Origin of the sequence: Janthinobacterium sp. 61 (assembly GCF_002846335.1) — a bacterium.
In the GTDB taxonomy this organism is placed as follows: domain Bacteria; phylum Pseudomonadota; class Gammaproteobacteria; order Burkholderiales; family Burkholderiaceae_D; genus Janthinobacterium.
In genome coordinates this window covers 4912935-4931273 of the sequence record NZ_PJMQ01000001.1, presented here as the reverse complement: position 1 = coordinate 4931273, position 18339 = coordinate 4912935, and the positions used below count along the sequence as shown (strand labels likewise).

Here is an 18339-nt window from a genome sequence, read left to right as displayed (position 1 = left end):
TAATACTTTAAATACCAACGACAGGATCTTCATCGACGATGGGCTTAGTTGCGTACCGGCTTACCGGTCTGCATCATGCCCATGATCCGTTCCTGGGTTTTCGGATGGTTCAACAGCTCCAGGAATGCCTTGCGTTCCATATCCAGCAGCCACTGTTCGCTGACGAAACTGCCCTGGTCCACGTCGCCGCCCGATACGATCTCGGCGATCATCTCGCCCAGCTTGAAATCGTGCGCCGAAATGAAGCCGCCGTCGCGCATATTGACCAGCTGCGCCTTGATGGTGCCCCAGCCGTAGCGGCCCGTGACCTGGATCAGCGACGGCAGTTGCGGACGGAAGCCCGCGTCGAACATGGCGCGCGCTTCGACCTTGGCCACGTGCAGCAGCTCGTAGGCGTTGAACACGATCACGTCGTCTTCCTTCAGGTAGCCCATTTTTTTGGCTTCCAGCGCCGATTTCGACACGTTGGCGGTGGCCGCATTGGTGAAGCCCGTTTTCAGGAATTGCAGGATGTCGTTACCCTTGGCTTCCTTGTAGGCGCGCTGCGCCGCTTCCTTCAAGCCGCCACCGGCAGGAATCAGGCCCACGCCCACTTCCACCAGGCCGATGTAGGACTCGATCGAGGCCACGCGCTTCGACGCGTGCAGCGCCAGTTCGCAACCGCCGCCCAGGGCCAGGCCAGCGACTGCGGCGATCACCGGCACGTTCGCGTATTTCAGCGACATGAAGGTATTCTGCAGTTCGGCGATGATCGGATCGACGGCTTTCACGCCGCCTTGCATGAACGCTGGCAGGGCCGATTGCAGGTCGGCGCCGGCCGAGAAGGCACCGCCTTCGGCTGCGTCGGCGTGCCAGATCACCAAACCTTTGAAATTCTTTTCGGCTTCGGCCAGGGCCAGTTTCAGGCCATTGATCACGCCTTCACCGATCACGTGCATCTTGGTCTTGAACGAGATGATCAAGACATCGTCGCCCGTATGCCAGACGCGCACGGATTCGTCTTCGAAGACGGTGGTGCCGGCGGTCTTGCCGTCGATGGCGCCGCTGCCCAGTACTGGCGCGCGGAATGGCTGGCGGTCATACACGGACAGGGTCGAACGGGGCACGAAGCTGTTCGACACGGCGGAGTAGGAACCTTCCGGAGTATGCACGCCGCCTTTTTCAGCGACCGGACCTTCGAAGACCCAGGCTGGCAGCGGTGCGTTGCACAGCGCGTGGCCGGCGTCGATGTCTTCCTTGACCCAGTTGGCCACTTGCAGCCAGTTCGATGCCTGCCACGTTTCAAACGGACCGACGTTCCAGCCGAAGCCCCAGCGCATGGCGAAGTCGATATCGCGCGCATTGTCGGCCACGGTGTCCAGGTGGATGGCGATGTAGTGGAAAGCGTCGCGGAAGATCGCCCACAGGAACTGGCCTTGCGGATTCGTCGATTCGCGCAGCGCCTTCATCTTCTTGACCGGATCCTTTTCCTTCAGGATGCGGGCGATGATGTCGGCAGCCTTGGCGCCGCCGGCGACGTATTCACCGGTGGCGAAGTCCAGGCGCTGAATCTCCTTGCCGACTTTCTTGTAGAAGCCCGCGCCGCTCTTCTGGCCCAGCGCGCCTTTTTCCACCAGTTGCGCCAGCACGGCTGGCGTCTTGTAGACGGCAGCGAACGGATCGTTCGGCAGGTAGTCCTGCATGGTCTTGATCACATGGCCCATGGTGTCCAGGCCGACCACGTCCGCGGTGCGGAAGGTGCCCGACTTGGCACGGCCCAGCTTGGAGCCCGTCAGGTCATCGACGACGTCCACGGACAGGCCGAATTTCTCGGCTTCGTGCACGATGGCCAGGATGCCGAACACGCCAACGCGGTTGGCGATGAAGTTCGGCGTATCCTTGGCGCGTACCACGCCCTTGCCCAGGGTGGTGGTCAGGAAGCCTTCCAGCTGGTCGGCGATTTCAGGCTTGGTAAACGCGGTCGGGATGATCTCGACCAAATGCATATAGCGCGGCGGGTTGAAGAAGTGCACGCCACAGTAGCGCGCTTTCAGGTCGGCGTCGAAGCCTTCGGCCAGCTTGGTGATCGACAGGCCCGAAGTGTTCGAGGCGAAGATCGCGTTCGGGCCGATGTGCGGCGCGACCTTTTGATACAGGTCGTGTTTCCAGTCCATGCGCTCGGCGATGGCTTCGATGATCAGGTCGCAACCGGCCAGCAGGTCCAGGTTGTCTTCGTAGTTGGCCACCTGGATCAGCGCGGCGTCATCCTTGTTGCCCAGCGGCGCAGGCGACAGCTTTTTCAGGTTCTCGATGGCGCGCAGCACGATGCCATTCTTCGGGCCTTCCTTGGCCGGCAGGTCGAACAGCACGACCGGCACTTTCGCGTTGATGCAATGGGCGGCAATCTGCGCGCCCATCACGCCGGCGCCGAGGACGGCTACTTTTTTAACGATGAAATTGGTCATATTTTCCTCAAGTCTTAGAACAGGTCTGCGTCGAGTGCCATCAGGTTGGCCGAACCGGAACGTGCCTGACGGATCAGGGTTGCCGTCTCAGGCTGCAAGCGGGCGAAGTAGAAACGTGCGGTAGCCAGTTTGGCGGTATAGAACTTGTCGCCGCTGGATTCTTTTTCGAGGGCGATCTTGGCCATCTGCGCGAACAGGTAGCTGTAGATCATGTGGCCGACGACGCGCAGGTAAGGCACGCATGCCGCGCCCACTTCGTCAGGATTCTGGAATGCCTTCATGCCGATTTCCATGGTCAGCTTGGTGACTTTGTCGCCCAGGTCGCCCAGTGGTGTGACGAATTCGCTCATCGCTTCATCGGTGCCGTTGTCCTCGACGAAAGCCTTGATCTTTTCGCCGAACTTGCGCAGCTTGGCGCCGTTGTCGCCCAGGATCTTGCGGCCCAGCAGGTCCAGCGACTGGATCGTGTTCGTACCTTCGTAGATCATGTTGATGCGCGCGTCACGTACATACTGCTCCATGCCCCATTCCGAGATGTAGCCGTGGCCACCGAACACTTGCATCGCGTCCGAGGTGGCGATCCAGGCATTGTCGGTGATGAAAGCCTTGATGACAGGGGTCAGCAGTGCCACTTCGTCGGCCGCTTCCTTGCGCACATCGGCGTCCGGATGGTGCAGTTCGCGGTCAATCTGCAGCGCCACGTAGGAAGTGAAAGCGCGCGCGCCTTCGGCATAGGCTTTGCCCGTCAACAGCATGCGGCGTACGTCAGGGTGCACGATGATGCGGTCGGCCGGCAGTTCCGGGTTCTTGATGCCGGACAGCGAACGCATTTGCGTGCGGTCCTTGGCGTAGATCAGCGCGTTCTGGTAGGCGATTTCCGTCAGGCCCAGCGACTGCATGCCCACGCCCAGGCGGGCCGCGTTCATGAAGACGAACATGGCGTTGAGGCCCTTGTTCGGCTGGCCGATGATCCAGCCTTTTGCGCCGTCCAGGTTCATCTGGCAGGTCGAATTGCCATGGATACCCATTTTTTCTTCGATGGCGCCACAGGTGATCGGGTTGCGCTCACCGACCGTGCCATCCGCATTCGGCAGAAATTTCGGCACCAGGAACAGCGAGATGCCTTTCGAGCCTTCAGGCGCGTCCGGCACGCGGGCCAGCACCAGGTGCAGGATGTTTTCCGCCATGTCATGCTCGCCGGCCGAGATGAAGATCTTGTTGCCGGTGATGGTCCAGGAACCGTCCGCTTCAGGCAATGCCTTCGAGCGCAGCAGGCCCAGGTCGGTGCCGCAATGCGGCTCCGTCAGGCACATGGTGCCCGTCCATTCGCCTGACACCAGTTTCGGCAGATACACTTCCTTCTGGTGGTCGGTGCCGTGTTCCTTCAGGCACTCGTAGGCGCCGTGCGACAGGCCAGGGTACATGGACCAGGCCTGGTTCGACGAGTTCAGCATTTCATAGAACGAATTGTTCAGCACGACCGGCAAGCCCTGGCCGCCGTATTCAGGATCGCAAGCCAATGCCGCCCAACCGCCTTCGACGTACTGTTTATACGCTTCCTTGAAACCTTTAGGCGTGGTCACGCTTTTCGTGACAGGATCGTGGTGGCAGCCTTCGCGGTCGCCGGAGTGATTCAGGGGGAACAAAACCTCGGAAGTGAACTTGCCGCCCTCTTCCAGTACCTGGTTGATAATGTCGGCGTCGACGTCGGCGTACGACGGCATTTGCTTCAGTTCTTCTTCCACTTGCAGGAACTCATGCAGAACGAATTGCATATCCCGGATTGGCGCGACGTATTGACCCATAATTTTCTCCTGAAGGCGTTTAGCTAAAGTGTTGTACTTGTGAACTGCGTGTGCGTTGCTGCGGATACTGCCTGACGGCTTATTTGCTTGTGACGGAATTCTGGTACGACGCCAGCAGGCGGATAAAGCCCGCTTGCGCCCGTTCGATGCTGCCTGGCACGCGCAAGAAGCGCGCGTCGTGATGCAGGGCCAGGATCAGGCCATACATCTCGTACACCAGTTGCTGGGCGTCCGTGTCCGCTTTCAGGTCGCCCGTGGCAATCGATTGCTCGACACAGCGCAGCAGCGCACCCTGCCAGGCCCGCACCATGGCCACCAGGGCCTCGCGGATGGGGCCGGGACGGTCGTCATACTCGACGGCGCCGCTGATATAGATGCAGCCGGAAGCGATTTCCACGCTGACCCGCTTGACCCAGCGCGCAAACATCGATTGCAGGCGCTGGATGCCGCGTGGTTCTTTCATGCTGGGGAAAAAGACTTCTTGCTCGAAACGATAGTGGTAGAGCTTCAGCACTTCCATCTGCAAGTCTTCGCGCGAGCCAAAGTGGGCAAACACGCCCGACTTGCTCATGTTCATTTTGTCCGCAAGCAGCCCAATGGTCAGGCCTTCCAGGCCGTCGCGGCTGGACAGGTCCAGCGCCACGTCGAGGATGGCTGCACGGGTCAGTTCGCCCTTGCGCATGAATTTGACTGAAGTATTCAAGAGGTCCGTTCTAAAAGTGATGTTGCCGGTCTGGCGGATGGGAACGCGGGTAAAAAAAGCACGCTCCGAAAAAATCCGAACGCTCGTACTATTATCCACTACCACGTAAAAGTCAAACGGGAACTTTAGAGCCGACGTTCTATTGGTGCAGCGCAGCATTTTTTGGCTAAGTGTTTATAGCAATTTCACGAGGACAAAAGCGTTGCGCGCCATTGCCTTACAACAACAGCTGCGCCTCAGGAAAGGTCGCCTGCCTTGCTCAGTTGACGGCGGTCGCGCTTGGTCGGCCGCCCTTTGATGGTGGTACCTGGCTCGCGGAACAGCTTGCGCTCCTCGGCCAGCTGCTCGCGGCGGGCAATGCTGGCCGGCGTTTCCCCGTACAGCAGGCGCGCCACGGGTGCTGCACCGCGCTTGTCGGACAGGCCCAGCACGGCCACTTCCCATGTCTCCGCACCATTGTCGATGGCCAGCTCGTCGCCCACGCGCAGGCTGCGCGCCGGTTTCACGCGTTCGCCGCCCACTTTCACCTTGCCCGTGTCGACGGCCTCGCTGGCCAGCGAGCGCGTCTTGAAGAAGCGCGCCGCCCACAACCATTTGTCCAGCCTTACCGTTGTCATCTCGTTCATGCGTACTTGCCTACTGAAAAAATGCGCATCACCAGCCGGTACAGGAGGAAGGCTGCTTCGTAGCCGATGCGCCGGAAACGGCCGATGTGCTTGAAATCATCCTGGTGAATCACGATGCCGTCCGCCACGCCCTGCTCGATGTGCTGGCGCAAGCTTTGCGCGAAGGCCACGTCCTTGATGACCACGTTGGCTTCCTGGTTCAGGAACAGGCTCAGCGCGTCAATATTGCTGGAACCGACCGTCGCCCAATCATCGTCGACGACGGCCACCTTGGCGTGCAGCTGCGTCTTGCGGTATTCAACGATTTTCACGCCGGCAGCCAGCAGTTTCGGGTAAAACGAGTGCGCCACGGCATCTTGCATGCGGAACTCGCCCACGCCGATCAGCAAGACCACGTCGACGCCCCGCTGGGCCGCCTGGGCCAGGGCGTGGCGCAGCTTGTGCCCGGGCGCGAAATACGGGTTGGCCAGCATCACGTTTTTTCGCGCCTGGCCCAGCGCCTGCAAGTAGGCGCGCTGGATGGTGCGGCGGTTGCGCAAGTTGTCGCGCACGACGAAGCCGGCCACGACGGGGTTCTTCGCCAGCTCCTTGCTGACGACCCGCATCTTGCGGTACAGCTTGATACGCCGCACCAGGTTCATCTTGCCCAAGCGCGCCCACTGGGCCTGCACTTCCTCATGGATGGCATCCACCAGCGGGCCCTTCACCTGCACGGCAAAATCCCAGCGCGGCGCTTCCAGGCTGATATTGTGGTCGTAGTCGCAAAACATGTCATCGTTGATATTGATGCCCCCCACCAGGGCGATCTCGCCATCGGCAACGCAGATCTTGCGGTGGGTGCGCGTGATGCCGCGCCGGAACCACGGGTTGAAGATGCGGTGGTGCACGCCGGCCGCTTCCAGCTGCGCATGCATGGCTTTCACGCGGCGGTTGCCGGTGCCGAACCAGTCCGTGATCATGCACACCAGCACGCCGCGCGCGGCAGCACGCTTGAGCGCATCGAGCACCAGGGTGCCCGTGGCGTCGTCGGCAAAGATATACGTTTCGAAATACACTTCCGAGCGCGCGCCGTCGATGGCGGCTATCAAGGCAGGAAAGTAATCGGTGCCGCAATACAGCAGCTGGATGTCGTTGTGGGCGATGAAATTGACTGTGCGCATGCCGGCAGTCTACGCGAGTTTTAAAGCAGCAACGATCGGCGCGTGGTCCGACAATTTTGCCCACAAGGTGCCGTGCATCACTTGCGCGCCTTCCACGTGGAAACCGCGCACATAGATGCGGTCCAGGCGGAACCAAGGCAAGGCGGCGGGAAAGGTGCGCGCCGGCACGGGCACGGGTGTTTTCGTCTGGCGCCGCGCCAGGGTGCGCACCAGGTCGCCCAAAGCCGAGTTCGACGCGCGCTGGTCGAATACTTCCACCACGCCCAGCGCATTGCGCAGCTTGTCGCTGAGCGTATTGCGCCAGTCGTTGAAGTCGCCGGCGATGATGACGGGCTCGCCATTCGGCGCCGATTCCATGACGGCGTCGATCAGCGCCTGCGTCTGGCGGCCCCGTCCCGATTCGAACAGGCCCAGGTGGACGACATAGCAATGCACGTCGGCCTGCGGCGTCTTGAGCACGCAATGCAGGATGCCGCGCTGCTCGTAGGCATGGTCGGACACGTCGTGGTTGGTTTGCGAGGCGATGGGAAACTTGCTCAGCAAGGCGTTGCCATGATGGCCATGGTCATACACGGCATTCATGCCATACGCGGAATGGTGTTCGGCGCCGGCAAAGAATTCATGCTGCGACGCTTCCGGCCAATGCTTGTGACCATTCTTCTCGGCGCCATAGCGGGCCGCATTGCGGTCATGCTTGCCTTGCACTTCCTGCAAAAAGACGACATCGGCATTGAACAGAGCGATTGCCTGCTTCAAGGCATGCACTCTGGGCAAGCCACGAACGGAGGAGACGCCCTTGTGTATATTATAAGTTGCTACGCGGATTTTCATGCCTTGATTCTACTCCCAGACGGACCCCGCGCGGCGCCTGCGTAGGTGCGCGTGCGCACCTAATTCCTGGATTGGCTCGCCATCGGCGCCGCCAGGCTCAGGCAAACATGCGCGCCAGGCCGCTGGCGACGCTGACGCCGGCCGCCGCGATCCCGGCGGCCCACACTACCTTGACCAGCAACGGTGCGCCGCGCCAGGCCACGGTGCGCTTGCCCTTGGCAAAGGCGCCCGGATGCAGCAGCCAGCCGATCGCCATAAGCGGCAAGCCGACCGGCGGCGTGCGTTCGGGCGGCGTGTACAGACTGGCCGCCAGAATCACGACCAGGCACAGCGCCAGGCAGAATGTGCCAGCCAGTTTTTGTTGCAGCGAGAGATTAAACCAGTTCAACATGGAAGGCTTTCTAGGGAAATCAGGCAGGACGCGCCAGGCCCGTCATGGCCGGCAATTGCAAAATCGCTTCCGCGTTGGACGACGAGAAACAGCGGTCGGCCGCCGCCAGATAGGGCAACCACGCGTATTGCAAGTGTTCGCGGGGACTCAGCGTAATGCGTGTATCGCGCGGCACTTGCACGCTGAACACGTGTTCCGTGTTACGCGTCACGCCGGGGGCGTAGCGGTGGCGCCAGATCGGATAGATCTCGTACACATTCGACAAGTTCCAGTCGCGCAGCACGATGTCGTGTCCATCGACGACGATACCGGTCTCCTCGCACAATTCGCGCGCGGCCGTCTGCAGCAGCGGTTCGTCGACGGCGTCGACGGAACCGGTCACCGATTGCCAGAAACCGGGTTGGCCCGCGCGCTCGATCAGCAAGACGTCCAGATCAGCCGTATGAATGACGACCAGCACGGAAACGGGAATTTTATGGTTCATATCAACAATGAAAAAGGCGCCTCGTCAGCGCCTCTTTTTGCATAGCATTATCAAACAGCGGCCGCCGCAGCGGCCGCATGCTGCATTACGCAACTTTAGGCTCGGCGCCACGCAAACGGATGTGCAGTTCGCGCAATTGCTTCTCGTCCACTTCCGACGGCGCTTGTGTCAGCAGACACTGGGCGCGTTGGGTTTTCGGGAAGGCGATTACGTCGCGGATCGAATCGGAACCCGTCATCATGGTCACGATACGGTCCAGGCCGAATGCCAGGCCGCCATGCGGTGGCGCGCCGTATTGCAGGGCGTCAAGCAGGAAGCCGAACTTCAGCTGCGCTTCTTCGGCATCGATTTTCAATGCGCGGAAGACCTTGCTTTGCACTTCTTCGCGGTGGATACGGATCGAGCCGCCACCCAGTTCCCAGCCGTTCAAGACCATGTCGTAGGCCTTGGCGATGCAGGCGCCCGGATTGGTTTCCAGCATGTCTTCATGGCCGTCTTTCGGTGCCGTGAACGGATGGTGGGTCGCCGTCCAGCGGTCCGCTTCTTCGTCGTGTTCGAACATTGGGAAGTCGACCACCCACAATGGCTTCCAGACGTCCTCGAACAGGCCGGCTTTCTTGCCGAACTCGCTGTGACCGATTTTTACGCGCAGTGCGCCGATGGCGTCGTTGACAACCTTGGCCTTGTCCGCGCCAAAGAAAATCAAGTCGCCGTCTTGCGCGCCCGTCTGCTCGAGAATCGTGGCCAGCACGTCGGCAGGCAGGAACTTGACGATCGGCGACTGCAAGCCTTCAGGGCCCTTGGCTTTCTCGTTGACCTTGATGTAAGCCAGGCCCTTGGCGCCGTAAATGGCGACAAATTGCGTGTAAGCGTCGATTTCCGAACGCGGCATGCTGCCGCCTTGCGGCACGCGCAGGGCCACCACGCGGCCGCCCTTCATGTTGGCGGCGCCGTTGAAGACCTTGAATTCGACCGTCTTCATGACTTCGGTCAAGTCCGTGAATGCCAGCTTGACGCGCATGTCCGGCTTGTCGGAACCGTACAGGCCCATCGCTTCGGCGAAATCCATCACCGGGAACGGGTTCGGCAAGTCGATGTTCAAGGTGTTCTTGAAGACGACACGGATCATGTCTTCGAACAGGTCGCGGATTTCCTGTTCCGTCAGGAACGAGGTCTCGCAATCGATCTGCGTGAATTCAGGCTGGCGATCAGCGCGCAAGTCTTCGTCGCGGAAGCACTTGGTGATCTGGTAGTAACGGTCGAAGTTGGCGACCATCAGCAGTTGCTTGAACAACTGTGGCGATTGCGGCAAGGCGAAGAAGCTGCCCGCGTTCACGCGCGACGGCACCAGGTAATCGCGCGCGCCTTCTGGCGTGGACTTGGTCAGCATTGGCGTTTCGATGTCGATGAAGCCCAGCGCGTCGAGGTACTTGCGCACTTCCATCGTCACCTTGTAGCGCAGGCGCAGGTTGTTTTGCATTTGCGGGCGGCGCAGGTCCAGCACGCGGTGCGTCAGACGCGTCGTTTCCGACAGGTTGTCATCATCGAGCTGGAACGGCACGGGTACGGAAGGGTTCAGCACTTCCAGTTCCGAGCAGACCACTTCGATCTTGCCCGATTTCAGGTTGTTGTTGATGGTGCCGTCGATACGGCTCGTCACGACGCCCGTCACGCGCAGGCAGAATTCGTTGCGCACGGCTTCGGCGACCTTGAACATCTCCGCTTGCTCCGGGTTGCAGACGATTTGCACCAGGCCTTCACGGTCGCGCAAGTCGATGAAAATCAGGCTGCCGTGGTCGCGGCGGCGATGTACCCAGCCGCACAGGCTGACGGTTTGTCCCAGCATGGCTTCGGTAACGAGGCCGCAGTATTCAGTACGCATAGACATAAAATTCTCAGTTCAGGTTAGTGAGTGTTCAATCCGGCCACGTCCCTCGTGGGACGCCTGCCTTTATTCTTTGGCTGCCGGGGCCGGTACAGCAACAACTTCCGCAGGCGCTACCACGCCCATCGAGACGATATATTTGAGCGCCGCATCGACGCTCATGTCGAGTTCGACTACATCGCTACGCTTCATCATCAGGAAAAAGCCTGACGTCGGGTTGGGCGTCGTCGGCACATACACGCTGACATAGTCGCCCACCAGGTGGTTCGCCGCATCGCCGCCCGGCACGCCGGTCAGGAAGGCGATGGTCCAGGAGTTCTGGTGCGGATACGGCACCAGCACAGCCTTGCGGAAGGCATTGCCCGACGGGGAAAACAAGGTATCGGACACTTGCTTGACGCTTGAATACAGGGAATTGACGATGGGTATGCGTTGCAGCAATTTTTCCCACAGTTTCACCACGTAATTGCCGACCAGGTTATTCGTCAGCAAGCCCGTGAAGAAAACGATCAGTACCGTCAATACCGTCCCCAGGCCGGGAATGGTGCTCAGCGCGGGAACCTTGTGACCGAACCATACGCTGGGCTGCGTACTGCCGGGCACCAGCAACAGCGACTGGTCCATTGTGCTGATGACCAGATTCAAGACCCAGGCGGTAATGGCCAGGGGAACCAAAATCAGTAATCCGGTAATAAAGTATTTACGCATCGGTTTCTCGGTAATGGATCGTATCGGCGCGGCGCGCTTTTTCAATCCGCTTTCGGCGCAGCAGCAGCCGGGGTGGACGCAGGCGCCGCGGCAGGCGCGCTCTCGGCGGCTGGGGCGGGCTTGGCGTTATCGGCCGGGCCGGTCGGAATAGCCGTGGTGGGCGCCGTGCCGCCGCGGAAATCGGTCGCGTACCAGCCAGTGCCCTTCAATTGGAAACCGGCGGCCGTCAATTGTTTCTTGAAACTGGGCTTGCCGCACGACAGGCACACCGTCAGTACTGGATCGGAGATCTTTTGCAAGACATCCTTGGCAAAACCACACTCGTCACAACGGTAAGCGTAAATCGGCATCTCTACTCCGAGAAAATCATCAAAAACCCTGAATTATAAAGCTTTTCCGCCATTCCCAGCGGAAAATGCCCGCTCGCTCGGCCTGCCAGGCTCAGTCCGCCCGGCGGCGCCAGCTCATCCAGCGCTCCTTGCCTGCGAAGACGGCAATGGAATCGTCCACGGCTTCGTCGGCCAGGCAGTCGAAATGCGGCGCAAGCAAGGCCTGCAATTGCTCACGCGAAATACCAAATGGCGGCCCCTTGGCATTGTCGTCGAAGAAAAAGTAACCGGCCAGCATGGCGCCCGGCGCCAGCAGCTGCGCCCAGCGGGCCGCCACTTGCGGCCACATGGCGCGCGGCATGGCGCACAGGAAAGCCCGCTCATAGATCAGGTCCAGAGGCGCTTCTGGCTGCCAGGCAAAGAAATCGGCTTCCATCACCTGCCCTGCCCGCGCACCGACGACAGCGCGCGCGGCGGCCACGGCGGCCGGTGAAAAGTCGATGGCCGTGGCATGCCAGCCGTGATCGAGCATGAAGACCAGTTCATAGGCCGAGCCGCAGCCGGGAATCAGGCAGCGCAGCGGCGCGGGACTGCCGGCAACGAAACTGCGCAGGCGCGCGGGCACGCCGCCCTGGTCCCAGGGCGTAAATTGCTTCTCGAAACGCTCGTCCCAGAAGGCGGGCGAGAGCGGATCGCGGGTTTGAAAGTCAGCCATCACTTACGTCCTCAGCCAGTTAAAACGGCAGTTGATGCCAGCGCATGAACACTTGCAAGCCCAGCGCACCGAGGGCAAAGGCACCCACGAAGTACACGATAAAGCTCAGCAATCGATTCGTCTGGCGTTGCTCTGCCAGCAAGGTTTTCATCAATTCCACGTCGTTTTCGCGCGGTTCGCCATGCACCGTCAAGGCCTGGTGCAGCAAACGCGGCAGTTGCGGGAAGATATGCGCATAACGGGGCGCCTCGGCACGCAGGCGCTCCATGAAGCCTTGCGGCCCCACTTGGTTGCTCATCCATTTTTCCAGATAAGGCTTGGCCGTTTGCCACAGGTCCAGTTCCGGATCGAGCTGGCGGCCCAGGCCTTCGATATTGAGCAGGGTCTTTTGCAGCAGCACCAGTTGCGGCTGCACTTCCACGTTAAAGCGGCGCGAGGTCTGGAACAGGCGCAGCAAAACTTGTCCAAAAGAAATATCCTTCAGCGGGCGGTCGAAGATCGGCTCGCAGCAGGCGCGCACGGCCGCTTCCAGCTCATCGACGCGCGTATCCTTCGGCGCCCAGCCCGATTCGATGTGCGCCTCGGCCACGCGCTTGTAGTCGCGGCGGAAGAAGGCGAGGAAGTTTTGCGACAGATAATCCTTGTCGTAGTCGTTCAGGGTGCCCACGATGCCAAAGTCCAGGGCGATGTAGCGGCCGAACGATTCGGGCGCGATCGATACGAGAATATTACCCGGGTGCATATCCGCATGGAAAAAGCCGTCGCGGAACACTTGCGTGAAGAAAATCTCCACGCCATCGCTGGAGAGCTTGCGCAAGTCCACCCCGGCCGCCACCAGGCGGTCGATCTGCGACACGGGAATGCCAACCATGCGTTCCATCACGATGACGCTGCTGGAGCAATAATCCCAGTGCATTTCCGGCACCAGCAGCAAGTCCGAGTTGGCGAAGTTGCGGCGCAGCTGGCTGGCATTGGCTGCCTCGCGCATCAGGTCCAGCTCGTCGTGCAGGTATTTGTCGAACTCGCCCACCACCTCTTTCGGCTTGAGGCGCTTGCTGTCGGCCCACAGGCGGCTGGTCCAGTCGGCGGCGATGTGCATCAGGGCCACGTCTTCGTCGATCAGCTTTTTCATGCCTGGACGCAAGACCTTCACGGCCACTTCGCGTCCATCTTTCAGGGTGGCGAAGTGCACCTGGGCAATCGAGGCCGAAGCCACCGGCTCGCGCTCGAAGCTGGCAAACAGCTGGTCCGGGTGCGCACCGAGCGACTTGGTGATTTGCGCGATGGCCAGGTCGGAATCAAAGGGCGGCACGCGGTCTTGCAGGCGCGCCAGTTCTTCGGCGATGTCGAGCGGCATCAAATCGCGCCGGGTCGACAGCACCTGGCCGAATTTCACGAAAATGGGACCCAGCTCTTCCAGCGCCAGGCGCAGGCGCAAACCCCGTGGCGACGACAGGTCGCGCCAGAAAATCAGGGTGTCGATCAATTTGGCGGTGCGGGGAACTTGCAGACCAGAAATCGCTATCTCATCCAGACCGTACTTGATGGAAACACGGATGATTTTAAACAGGCGCAGGAATTTCAATATCATGTAGACAAATCCGGTGTGGGAGACAAAGGCTGGGCGGCGGCTGCCGCCTTTTCCAGCCGGGCAAGGCGCTTGGCCAGGCGTTCGACGTCATCGCGCACGCGCGTCACGCCCGCGGAATACTCTTGCAAGGTAGAAGGACGGATCAGCATGGGCTCTTCGTCGAGAAAATATTCAGCCACGCTTTCGGCCAGCTTCTGCTGGCCCGTGCGCACAAAAGCGGCCGCATCTTTCGCCCCGGAAACAAGGCGCGTGGCCAGCATGGGACCGAATACCTTTTCCAGGTCATGCTCGGCTTCCCAGCGCAAGCCTTTGCTCAATTGCGAAATCGCATTGGCAAACTCGGCATCGCCTTCAATCTTGACGTAGGAAAACGCCCGTTCGCGGTTTTGCAGGATCAGCGGCACATCGGACAATTTCACGCGGATGGTGACGTTAGCCGGCATATCGGCCGGCGCCGCTTCCAGCATGCCTGCGCTGTCTACCCGCAGGCGCAAAGCCACTGCCCCCGTGTCGATGCAGGCCAGCTTGCCCGCGTGCAGTGCCAACTGCTGGCGCGCCCACGGCTCCTGCGCCAGCAAATGGTTGATGGTCGCGATGACGGGCGTCATCAGGGAGAGATCGGAAAGTGGTGACATGTCTATACCGCGCGCCGCGCGCGCCCCAAAAAAGAAAAAACCGCCCGTAAAACAACGTGGGCGGTTTCGATCTTACCAGTTCAGCAGGAAATATCTGTCAAGCATCATGCATTCCGCATGGACTTAAGCCATGATTCAGCAAGTTTTGACAATTAATTCAATTGCTGGATGCCTGCCAAGACCCAGCCGCTATTGCCGCTGACGGGTTTCGACATATTCCATACTTCCGCGAACGGCTCGGCCGCGGCGCCCGGCGCCGAACGGATCAGGCCCGTAAACTTCACGCTGGCCAGGTAATCGTTGACGCTCGTCTCGATGCCCAGCAGTTCGGCATCGATGGTGACGACATCGGTAAAGTCTGGCTGCGCGCCCCGTTCCTGGATTTGCATGCGCAGTTCCGCATACACTTCCGGCGACGTGAATTCACGGATATCGTTGACGTCCGCCTTGTCCCAGGCCGCTTGCAGGCGAATGAAATTGCTCTTCGCGTGGCGCAGGAAGGCATCCTTGTCGAAATCGGCAGGCACGCCCCATGGCGCAGCAGCCGGTGCCGGCTTGTCCAGGCCGACGCCGGACGAAACGGGCTGCAGCGGCGGCAGCGGTGGAATGCGCGAGCCGATGTCGGGCACGTTGCCGGCCGGCGCAGGCTGGTTGCCGCCAAAGCCCGCGAACGGCGCATTGCCGCTGGTATTGTTGTCACGCTTGCCGCGCACCATGCGATAGATGAAGAAGGCCACGCCAGCCAGCAAAGCCACCATCAGCAGGGTGCTGATCATGCTGGCCAGGGCGCCGCCCAGGCCGAAATGCGACAGCAGCGCGCCCAAACCCAGGCCCAGCAAGGCGCCGCCCAGCAAGCCCTTCCAGCGGCTCGGTGCCTTGGCGGCAGGTGCCGGTGCGGGGGCTGGCGCAGGTTGCGCCTGGCGTGGCGTGGCAGCCGGTGCCGGGGTCGGTGCTGGTGCGGGCGCCTGGCGGCCCACGTTTTGCGACTGGCGGCCAAACGAACGGCCACCGCCCATCGGACGGGCCAGCGCCTCGCCCAGCATGGATACCGTGGTCGCGGCCAGCATCATGCCAACCATAAATTTCTTCAATTTCATTCCATCTCCTAAAATCACCGGCAAGGGTGAACTACATCTTGATGCCGGTATGCAAAGCGGCAATGCCTGCCGTCAAATTGTAGTACTGCACGCGCTCCAGGCCCGCCGTTTCCATCATGGTCTTCAGCGTTTCCTGGTCCGGGTGCATGCGGATCGATTCTGCCAGGTAGCGATAGCTTTCCGCGTCGCCGGCGATTTTCTGTCCGAACCATGGCAAGACCGAGAACGAATACAGGTCATACGGCTTTTGCAGCGGTGCGGCCACCTTGGAAAATTCCAACACCAGCAGCTTGCCGCCCGGCTTCAGCACGCGGCGCATTTCCGCCAGCGCCACATCCTTGTGCGTCATGTTGCGCAGGCCGAAGGCCACGCTGACACGGTCAAAATAGTTATCGGGGAACGGCAGTTTTTCCGCGTCACACAACAAGGTGGGGGTGAGCAAGCCGCGATTCAAGAGGCGGTCGCGGCCCACGCGCAACATCGATTCATTGATATCGGTCAACCAGACTTCGCCGGTAGGACCCGCCTGCTTGGCAAACGCCTTCGACAGGTCGCCCGTGCCGCCGGCGATGTCGAGCACCTTGAAGCCGGGACGCACGCCCGCGTTGGCAATGGTGAACGTCTTCCACAGACGGTGCAGCCCGCCCGACATCAAGTCGTTCATCACGTCGTATTTGGCAGCGACGGAATGGAACACCTTGGCGACTTCGCGCACTTTGTCGTCTTCTGCAACTGTTTTGTATCCGAAATGGGTCGTATTGGTCATGGTAGGCAGTCTGTTTGAACTTGCACGCATTATACAAGCGGCAGGCGCATTTCCCCCTGACGCCGGAGAAGGTATTGCCTTTCCACTGCATTCGACGCCAGCTTTGCCGCCTGCGCATACGCCGCCAGTGCCCCCCGCCGGTCGCCCTGGCGGCGCAGCAAGTCGGCCCTGGCCGCATGCAGATAATGCGATTGCGCCAGGCTGGGCACGGTTTCCAGCCGCGCCAGCCACGCCAGGCCGTGCTCGGCGCCATGCGCCATCGCACAGGCAATCACCGCATTGAGCAAAATCAAGGGTTCCGGCTTGTGCCGCAGCAAGGCGCCATACAGGACGCTGATCTGGCGCCAATCCGTCTGGCTGGCCGCAGCCGCCGTGGCGTGCAAGGCGGCAATGGCGGCCTGCAACTGATACGGTCCCGGCGAACGCGCCGGCAAAGCCAGCGCCAGCATGGCCTGTCCCTCGGCGATCAAGTCACGCTGCCACAGGCGCCGGTCCTGCTCTTCCAGGGTCAGCAGTTCACCGCCGGGCGAGAGACGGGCCGGGCCGCGCGATGCCTGCAGCAGCATCAGGGCCAATAAACCCTGCACTTCCGGCTGGCAGGGCAGCAGGCTGTCGAGCAGCCGCCCCAGGCGCAGCGCCTCCGCGCACAAGTCCGCGCGCACCAGGCTATCGCCCCCGCTGGCACAATAGCCTTCACTGAATACCAGATAGATGACATGCTGTACTTGCGCCAGCCGGTGTGGCCAGTCTTGCGTCCGCGGCAACTCGAAAGGAATGCGCGCTTCGGCGATCTTGCGCCTGGCGCGCAATAGCCGCTGCGACAGGGCCGCTTCTGCCAGGCCGAAGGCGCGCGCGATCTCGCCCGTGGACAATCCACACAGGGTACGCAGGGCCAGCGCTACCTGCGCCTCGGGCGCCAGCGCGGGATGACAGCAGATGAACAGCAGGCGCAGGCGGTCATCGTCGATGGCGTGCATTTCTTCCATCGCAGATGCCGGCAGGCTCGACAGCACGGCCTCGGCATCGACGACGCTCTTGCCCGCGCGGCGCACCTGATCGAGGCCGGCATTGCGCGCCACGGCACTGAGCCAGGCGGCGGGACTATCGGGAATGCCCGTGTGCGGCCACAGTTCCAGCGCCTTGCGGCATGCTTCCTGCAACATATCTTCCGCCAGGCCCAGGTCGCCGAAACGCCGCATCAGGCCGGCCAATACCCTGCCCCTCTCCTGGCGAAAGACGTGCTCGACGGCCGCGATGGCGTCGCCAGCCATGCTCAGGCCGTCACCGGCCGCACTTCGATGGTGCCCAGGGAAGCTACCGGGCAACGCGCAGCCCAGGCCAGCGCCTCGTCCAGGTTGGCGCAGGCGAGCAGATAGTAGCCGCCCAGCTGCTCCTTGGTTTCCGCAAACGGCCCATCCGTGATGACAGGCTTGCCATTGCGCACACGTACGCAGGTGGCGTTGTCCACAGGCGCCAGCTCGGCCCCGCCGCGCAGCACGCCGGCTGCTTCCAGGTCCTGCGTGTAACTGGCAAAGTCCGCCATCAGGCTGGCCATCTGCCCTTCTGGCATTGCGGCATAGCGCGCCTCGTCGGCGTAGATCAGGATCAGGTATTCCATAGTCTCTTCTCCAAAAGAAAAATGCCCGCAAGCGCGGGCATTCATACGACGAACGAACCAGCAGCAATCCGACAAGATTACCGCACTATTTTTTCACCTTAGTGTTTATGCCCGCAGCTCGGGCCGTGATCGTGACCGGAAGATTGCTTGACCGTCATGTCGGCCTTGGCGTCGCGGCCGCTGTCACCCGGGTAGCCGGCTGCCGTCAGTTGGTCCAGGTAGGCTTGCCACAAGGTAGCTTGCTCCGCGCCCAGCTTGTACAGGTAGGCCCAGGTGTACAGACCGGAATTGTGGCCATCGCTGAAGGTCGGTTGCACGGCGTAGTTGCCGACGGGTTCCAGGCTGGTGATGCCCACCAGGCGCTTTCCTAACTGCAAGGTTTCCTGGCCCTTGCCATGGCCCTGCACTTCGGCCGAAGGCGAGTACACGCGCAGGTATTCGAACGGCAGCGCAAATTCGCTGCCATCGTCGAAAGCCACGTCGAGCACGCGCGACTGGTTGTGCACGGTCAAACCGGTCGGTTGGGGTGTTGCTGCTTTTTCAGTCATGAC

General features: G+C 61.1%; 19 protein-coding genes. All 19 read right to left on the bottom strand.

Translation table 11 applies throughout. From position 1 onward, the window contains the following. Nucleotides 1-44 precede the first annotated feature (44 nt). Nucleotides 45-2444: a 3-hydroxyacyl-CoA dehydrogenase/enoyl-CoA hydratase family protein gene (locus tag CLU92_RS22360; RefSeq protein ID WP_101483648.1), complete on the bottom strand. Its 2400-nt coding sequence runs from the start codon at nucleotides 2442-2444 to the stop codon at nucleotides 45-47. Between the two features lie 14 nt (nucleotides 2445-2458). Next, on the bottom strand, nucleotides 2459-4249 hold the full coding sequence (locus tag CLU92_RS22355; RefSeq protein WP_034753387.1) for an acyl-CoA dehydrogenase C-terminal domain-containing protein: 1791 nt from the start codon (nucleotides 4247-4249) through the stop codon (nucleotides 2459-2461). A 79-nt stretch (nucleotides 4250-4328) separates the two neighbouring features. Then, entirely contained in the window at nucleotides 4329-4931 is a 603-nt protein-coding gene (locus tag CLU92_RS22350; RefSeq protein ID WP_034753385.1) for a TetR/AcrR family transcriptional regulator, read from the bottom strand. A 257-nt stretch (nucleotides 4932-5188) separates the two neighbouring features. Continuing rightward, complete coding sequence (locus CLU92_RS22345; RefSeq protein WP_077398991.1) at nucleotides 5189-5578, bottom strand: RNA-binding S4 domain-containing protein; 390 nt, start codon at nucleotides 5576-5578, stop codon at nucleotides 5189-5191. Next, nucleotides 5575-6738 (bottom strand): cardiolipin synthase ClsB, encoded by a 1164-nt coding sequence (gene clsB, locus CLU92_RS22340; protein ID WP_101483647.1) that lies wholly within the window; start codon nucleotides 6736-6738, stop codon nucleotides 5575-5577. Before clsB ends, CLU92_RS22345 begins: the two co-directional genes overlap by 4 nt. Before the next feature lie 9 nt (nucleotides 6739-6747). Next, nucleotides 6748-7569, bottom strand: coding sequence for an endonuclease/exonuclease/phosphatase family protein (locus CLU92_RS22335; protein WP_101483646.1), 822 nt, complete (start codon nucleotides 7567-7569; stop codon nucleotides 6748-6750). A gap of 97 nt (nucleotides 7570-7666) precedes the next feature. Next, nucleotides 7667-7960 carry a hypothetical protein gene (locus tag CLU92_RS22330; RefSeq protein WP_070345870.1) on the bottom strand — a complete coding sequence of 98 codons (294 nt, stop codon included), beginning with the start codon at nucleotides 7958-7960 and terminating at the stop codon, nucleotides 7667-7669. Between the two features lie 19 nt (nucleotides 7961-7979). Continuing rightward, nucleotides 7980-8444, bottom strand: a complete 465-nt coding sequence (nudB, locus tag CLU92_RS22325) for a dihydroneopterin triphosphate diphosphatase (protein WP_101483645.1) — start codon at nucleotides 8442-8444, stop codon at nucleotides 7980-7982. Between the two features lie 85 nt (nucleotides 8445-8529). Beyond that, nucleotides 8530-10332 carry an aspartate--tRNA ligase gene (aspS, locus tag CLU92_RS22320; RefSeq protein ID WP_166674654.1) on the bottom strand — a complete coding sequence of 601 codons (1803 nt, stop codon included), beginning with the start codon at nucleotides 10330-10332 and terminating at the stop codon, nucleotides 8530-8532. Nucleotides 10333-10395: 63 nt separating this feature from the next. Continuing rightward, nucleotides 10396-11037, bottom strand: coding sequence for a DUF502 domain-containing protein (locus tag CLU92_RS22315; RefSeq protein ID WP_101483643.1), 642 nt, complete (start codon nucleotides 11035-11037; stop codon nucleotides 10396-10398). Nucleotides 11038-11078: 41 nt separating this feature from the next. Further along, a complete protein-coding gene (locus CLU92_RS22310; protein ID WP_101483642.1) occupies nucleotides 11079-11387 on the bottom strand; it encodes an FmdB family zinc ribbon protein in 309 nt (102 codons plus the stop codon). A gap of 91 nt (nucleotides 11388-11478) precedes the next feature. Continuing rightward, nucleotides 11479-12081, bottom strand: a complete 603-nt coding sequence (locus CLU92_RS22305) for a methyltransferase (RefSeq protein ID WP_101483641.1) — start codon at nucleotides 12079-12081, stop codon at nucleotides 11479-11481. A gap of 19 nt (nucleotides 12082-12100) precedes the next feature. Next, nucleotides 12101-13672, bottom strand: a complete 1572-nt coding sequence (ubiB, locus tag CLU92_RS22300; RefSeq protein WP_101483640.1) for a ubiquinone biosynthesis regulatory protein kinase UbiB — start codon at nucleotides 13670-13672, stop codon at nucleotides 12101-12103. Next, the gene (locus CLU92_RS22295) at nucleotides 13669-14307 is read right to left on the bottom strand and encodes an SCP2 domain-containing protein (protein WP_166674655.1); all 639 of its coding nucleotides are present in this window, start codon (nucleotides 14305-14307) and stop codon (nucleotides 13669-13671) included. Before CLU92_RS22295 ends, ubiB begins: the two co-directional genes overlap by 4 nt. A gap of 152 nt (nucleotides 14308-14459) precedes the next feature. Next, nucleotides 14460-15404, bottom strand: coding sequence for a Tim44 domain-containing protein (locus CLU92_RS22290; RefSeq protein WP_101483638.1), 945 nt, complete (start codon nucleotides 15402-15404; stop codon nucleotides 14460-14462). A gap of 31 nt (nucleotides 15405-15435) precedes the next feature. Next, complete coding sequence (ubiE, locus tag CLU92_RS22285) at nucleotides 15436-16170, bottom strand: bifunctional demethylmenaquinone methyltransferase/2-methoxy-6-polyprenyl-1,4-benzoquinol methylase UbiE (protein ID WP_034753359.1); 735 nt, start codon at nucleotides 16168-16170, stop codon at nucleotides 15436-15438. 29 nt (nucleotides 16171-16199) lie between these two features. Further along, nucleotides 16200-17441, bottom strand: coding sequence for an RNA polymerase sigma factor (locus tag CLU92_RS22280; RefSeq protein ID WP_101483637.1), 1242 nt, complete (start codon nucleotides 17439-17441; stop codon nucleotides 16200-16202). A gap of 2 nt (nucleotides 17442-17443) precedes the next feature. Further along, entirely contained in the window at nucleotides 17444-17788 is a 345-nt protein-coding gene (locus CLU92_RS22275; protein WP_101483636.1) for a YciI family protein, read from the bottom strand. A 98-nt stretch (nucleotides 17789-17886) separates the two neighbouring features. Continuing rightward, complete coding sequence (locus CLU92_RS22270; protein ID WP_101483635.1) at nucleotides 17887-18336, bottom strand: gamma-butyrobetaine hydroxylase-like domain-containing protein; 450 nt, start codon at nucleotides 18334-18336, stop codon at nucleotides 17887-17889. Between the last annotated feature and the right edge of the window lie 3 nt (nucleotides 18337-18339).

Excerpts from the sequence above, each read along its gene's own strand:
- CLU92_RS22280 (WP_101483637.1), bottom strand. The coding sequence starts at position 17,441 with ATGGCTGGCGACGCCATCGCGGCCGTCGAGCACGTCTTTCGCCAGGAG.
- CLU92_RS22310 (WP_101483642.1), bottom strand. The coding sequence starts at position 11,387 with ATGCCGATTTACGCTTACCGTTGTGACGAGTGTGGTTTTGCCAAGGAT.
- CLU92_RS22330 (WP_070345870.1), bottom strand. The coding sequence starts at position 7,960 with ATGTTGAACTGGTTTAATCTCTCGCTGCAACAAAAACTGGCTGGCACA.
- clsB (WP_101483647.1), bottom strand. The coding sequence starts at position 6,738 with ATGCGCACAGTCAATTTCATCGCCCACAACGACATCCAGCTGCTGTAT.
- CLU92_RS22275 (WP_101483636.1), bottom strand. The coding sequence starts at position 17,788 with ATGGAATACCTGATCCTGATCTACGCCGACGAGGCGCGCTATGCCGCA.
- CLU92_RS22295 (WP_166674655.1), bottom strand. The coding sequence starts at position 14,307 with ATGTCACCACTTTCCGATCTCTCCCTGATGACGCCCGTCATCGCGACC.
- CLU92_RS22335 (WP_101483646.1), bottom strand. The coding sequence starts at position 7,569 with ATGAAAATCCGCGTAGCAACTTATAATATACACAAGGGCGTCTCCTCC.
- CLU92_RS22270 (WP_101483635.1), bottom strand. The coding sequence starts at position 18,336 with ATGACTGAAAAAGCAGCAACACCCCAACCGACCGGTTTGACCGTGCAC.
- CLU92_RS22350 (WP_034753385.1), bottom strand. The coding sequence starts at position 4,931 with ATGCGCAAGGGCGAACTGACCCGTGCAGCCATCCTCGACGTGGCGCTG.
- ubiE (WP_034753359.1), bottom strand. The coding sequence starts at position 16,170 with ATGACCAATACGACCCATTTCGGATACAAAACAGTTGCAGAAGACGAC.
- CLU92_RS22305 (WP_101483641.1), bottom strand. The coding sequence starts at position 12,081 with ATGGCTGACTTTCAAACCCGCGATCCGCTCTCGCCCGCCTTCTGGGAC.
- CLU92_RS22345 (WP_077398991.1), bottom strand. The coding sequence starts at position 5,578 with ATGAACGAGATGACAACGGTAAGGCTGGACAAATGGTTGTGGGCGGCG.
- nudB (WP_101483645.1), bottom strand. The coding sequence starts at position 8,444 with ATGAACCATAAAATTCCCGTTTCCGTGCTGGTCGTCATTCATACGGCT.
- aspS (WP_166674654.1), bottom strand. The coding sequence starts at position 10,332 with ATGTCTATGCGTACTGAATACTGCGGCCTCGTTACCGAAGCCATGCTG.
- ubiB (WP_101483640.1), bottom strand. The coding sequence starts at position 13,672 with ATGATATTGAAATTCCTGCGCCTGTTTAAAATCATCCGTGTTTCCATC.
- CLU92_RS22360 (WP_101483648.1), bottom strand. The coding sequence starts at position 2,444 with ATGACCAATTTCATCGTTAAAAAAGTAGCCGTCCTCGGCGCCGGCGTG.
- CLU92_RS22315 (WP_101483643.1), bottom strand. The coding sequence starts at position 11,037 with ATGCGTAAATACTTTATTACCGGATTACTGATTTTGGTTCCCCTGGCC.
- CLU92_RS22355 (WP_034753387.1), bottom strand. The coding sequence starts at position 4,249 with ATGGGTCAATACGTCGCGCCAATCCGGGATATGCAATTCGTTCTGCAT.
- CLU92_RS22290 (WP_101483638.1), bottom strand. The coding sequence starts at position 15,404 with ATGAAATTGAAGAAATTTATGGTTGGCATGATGCTGGCCGCGACCACG.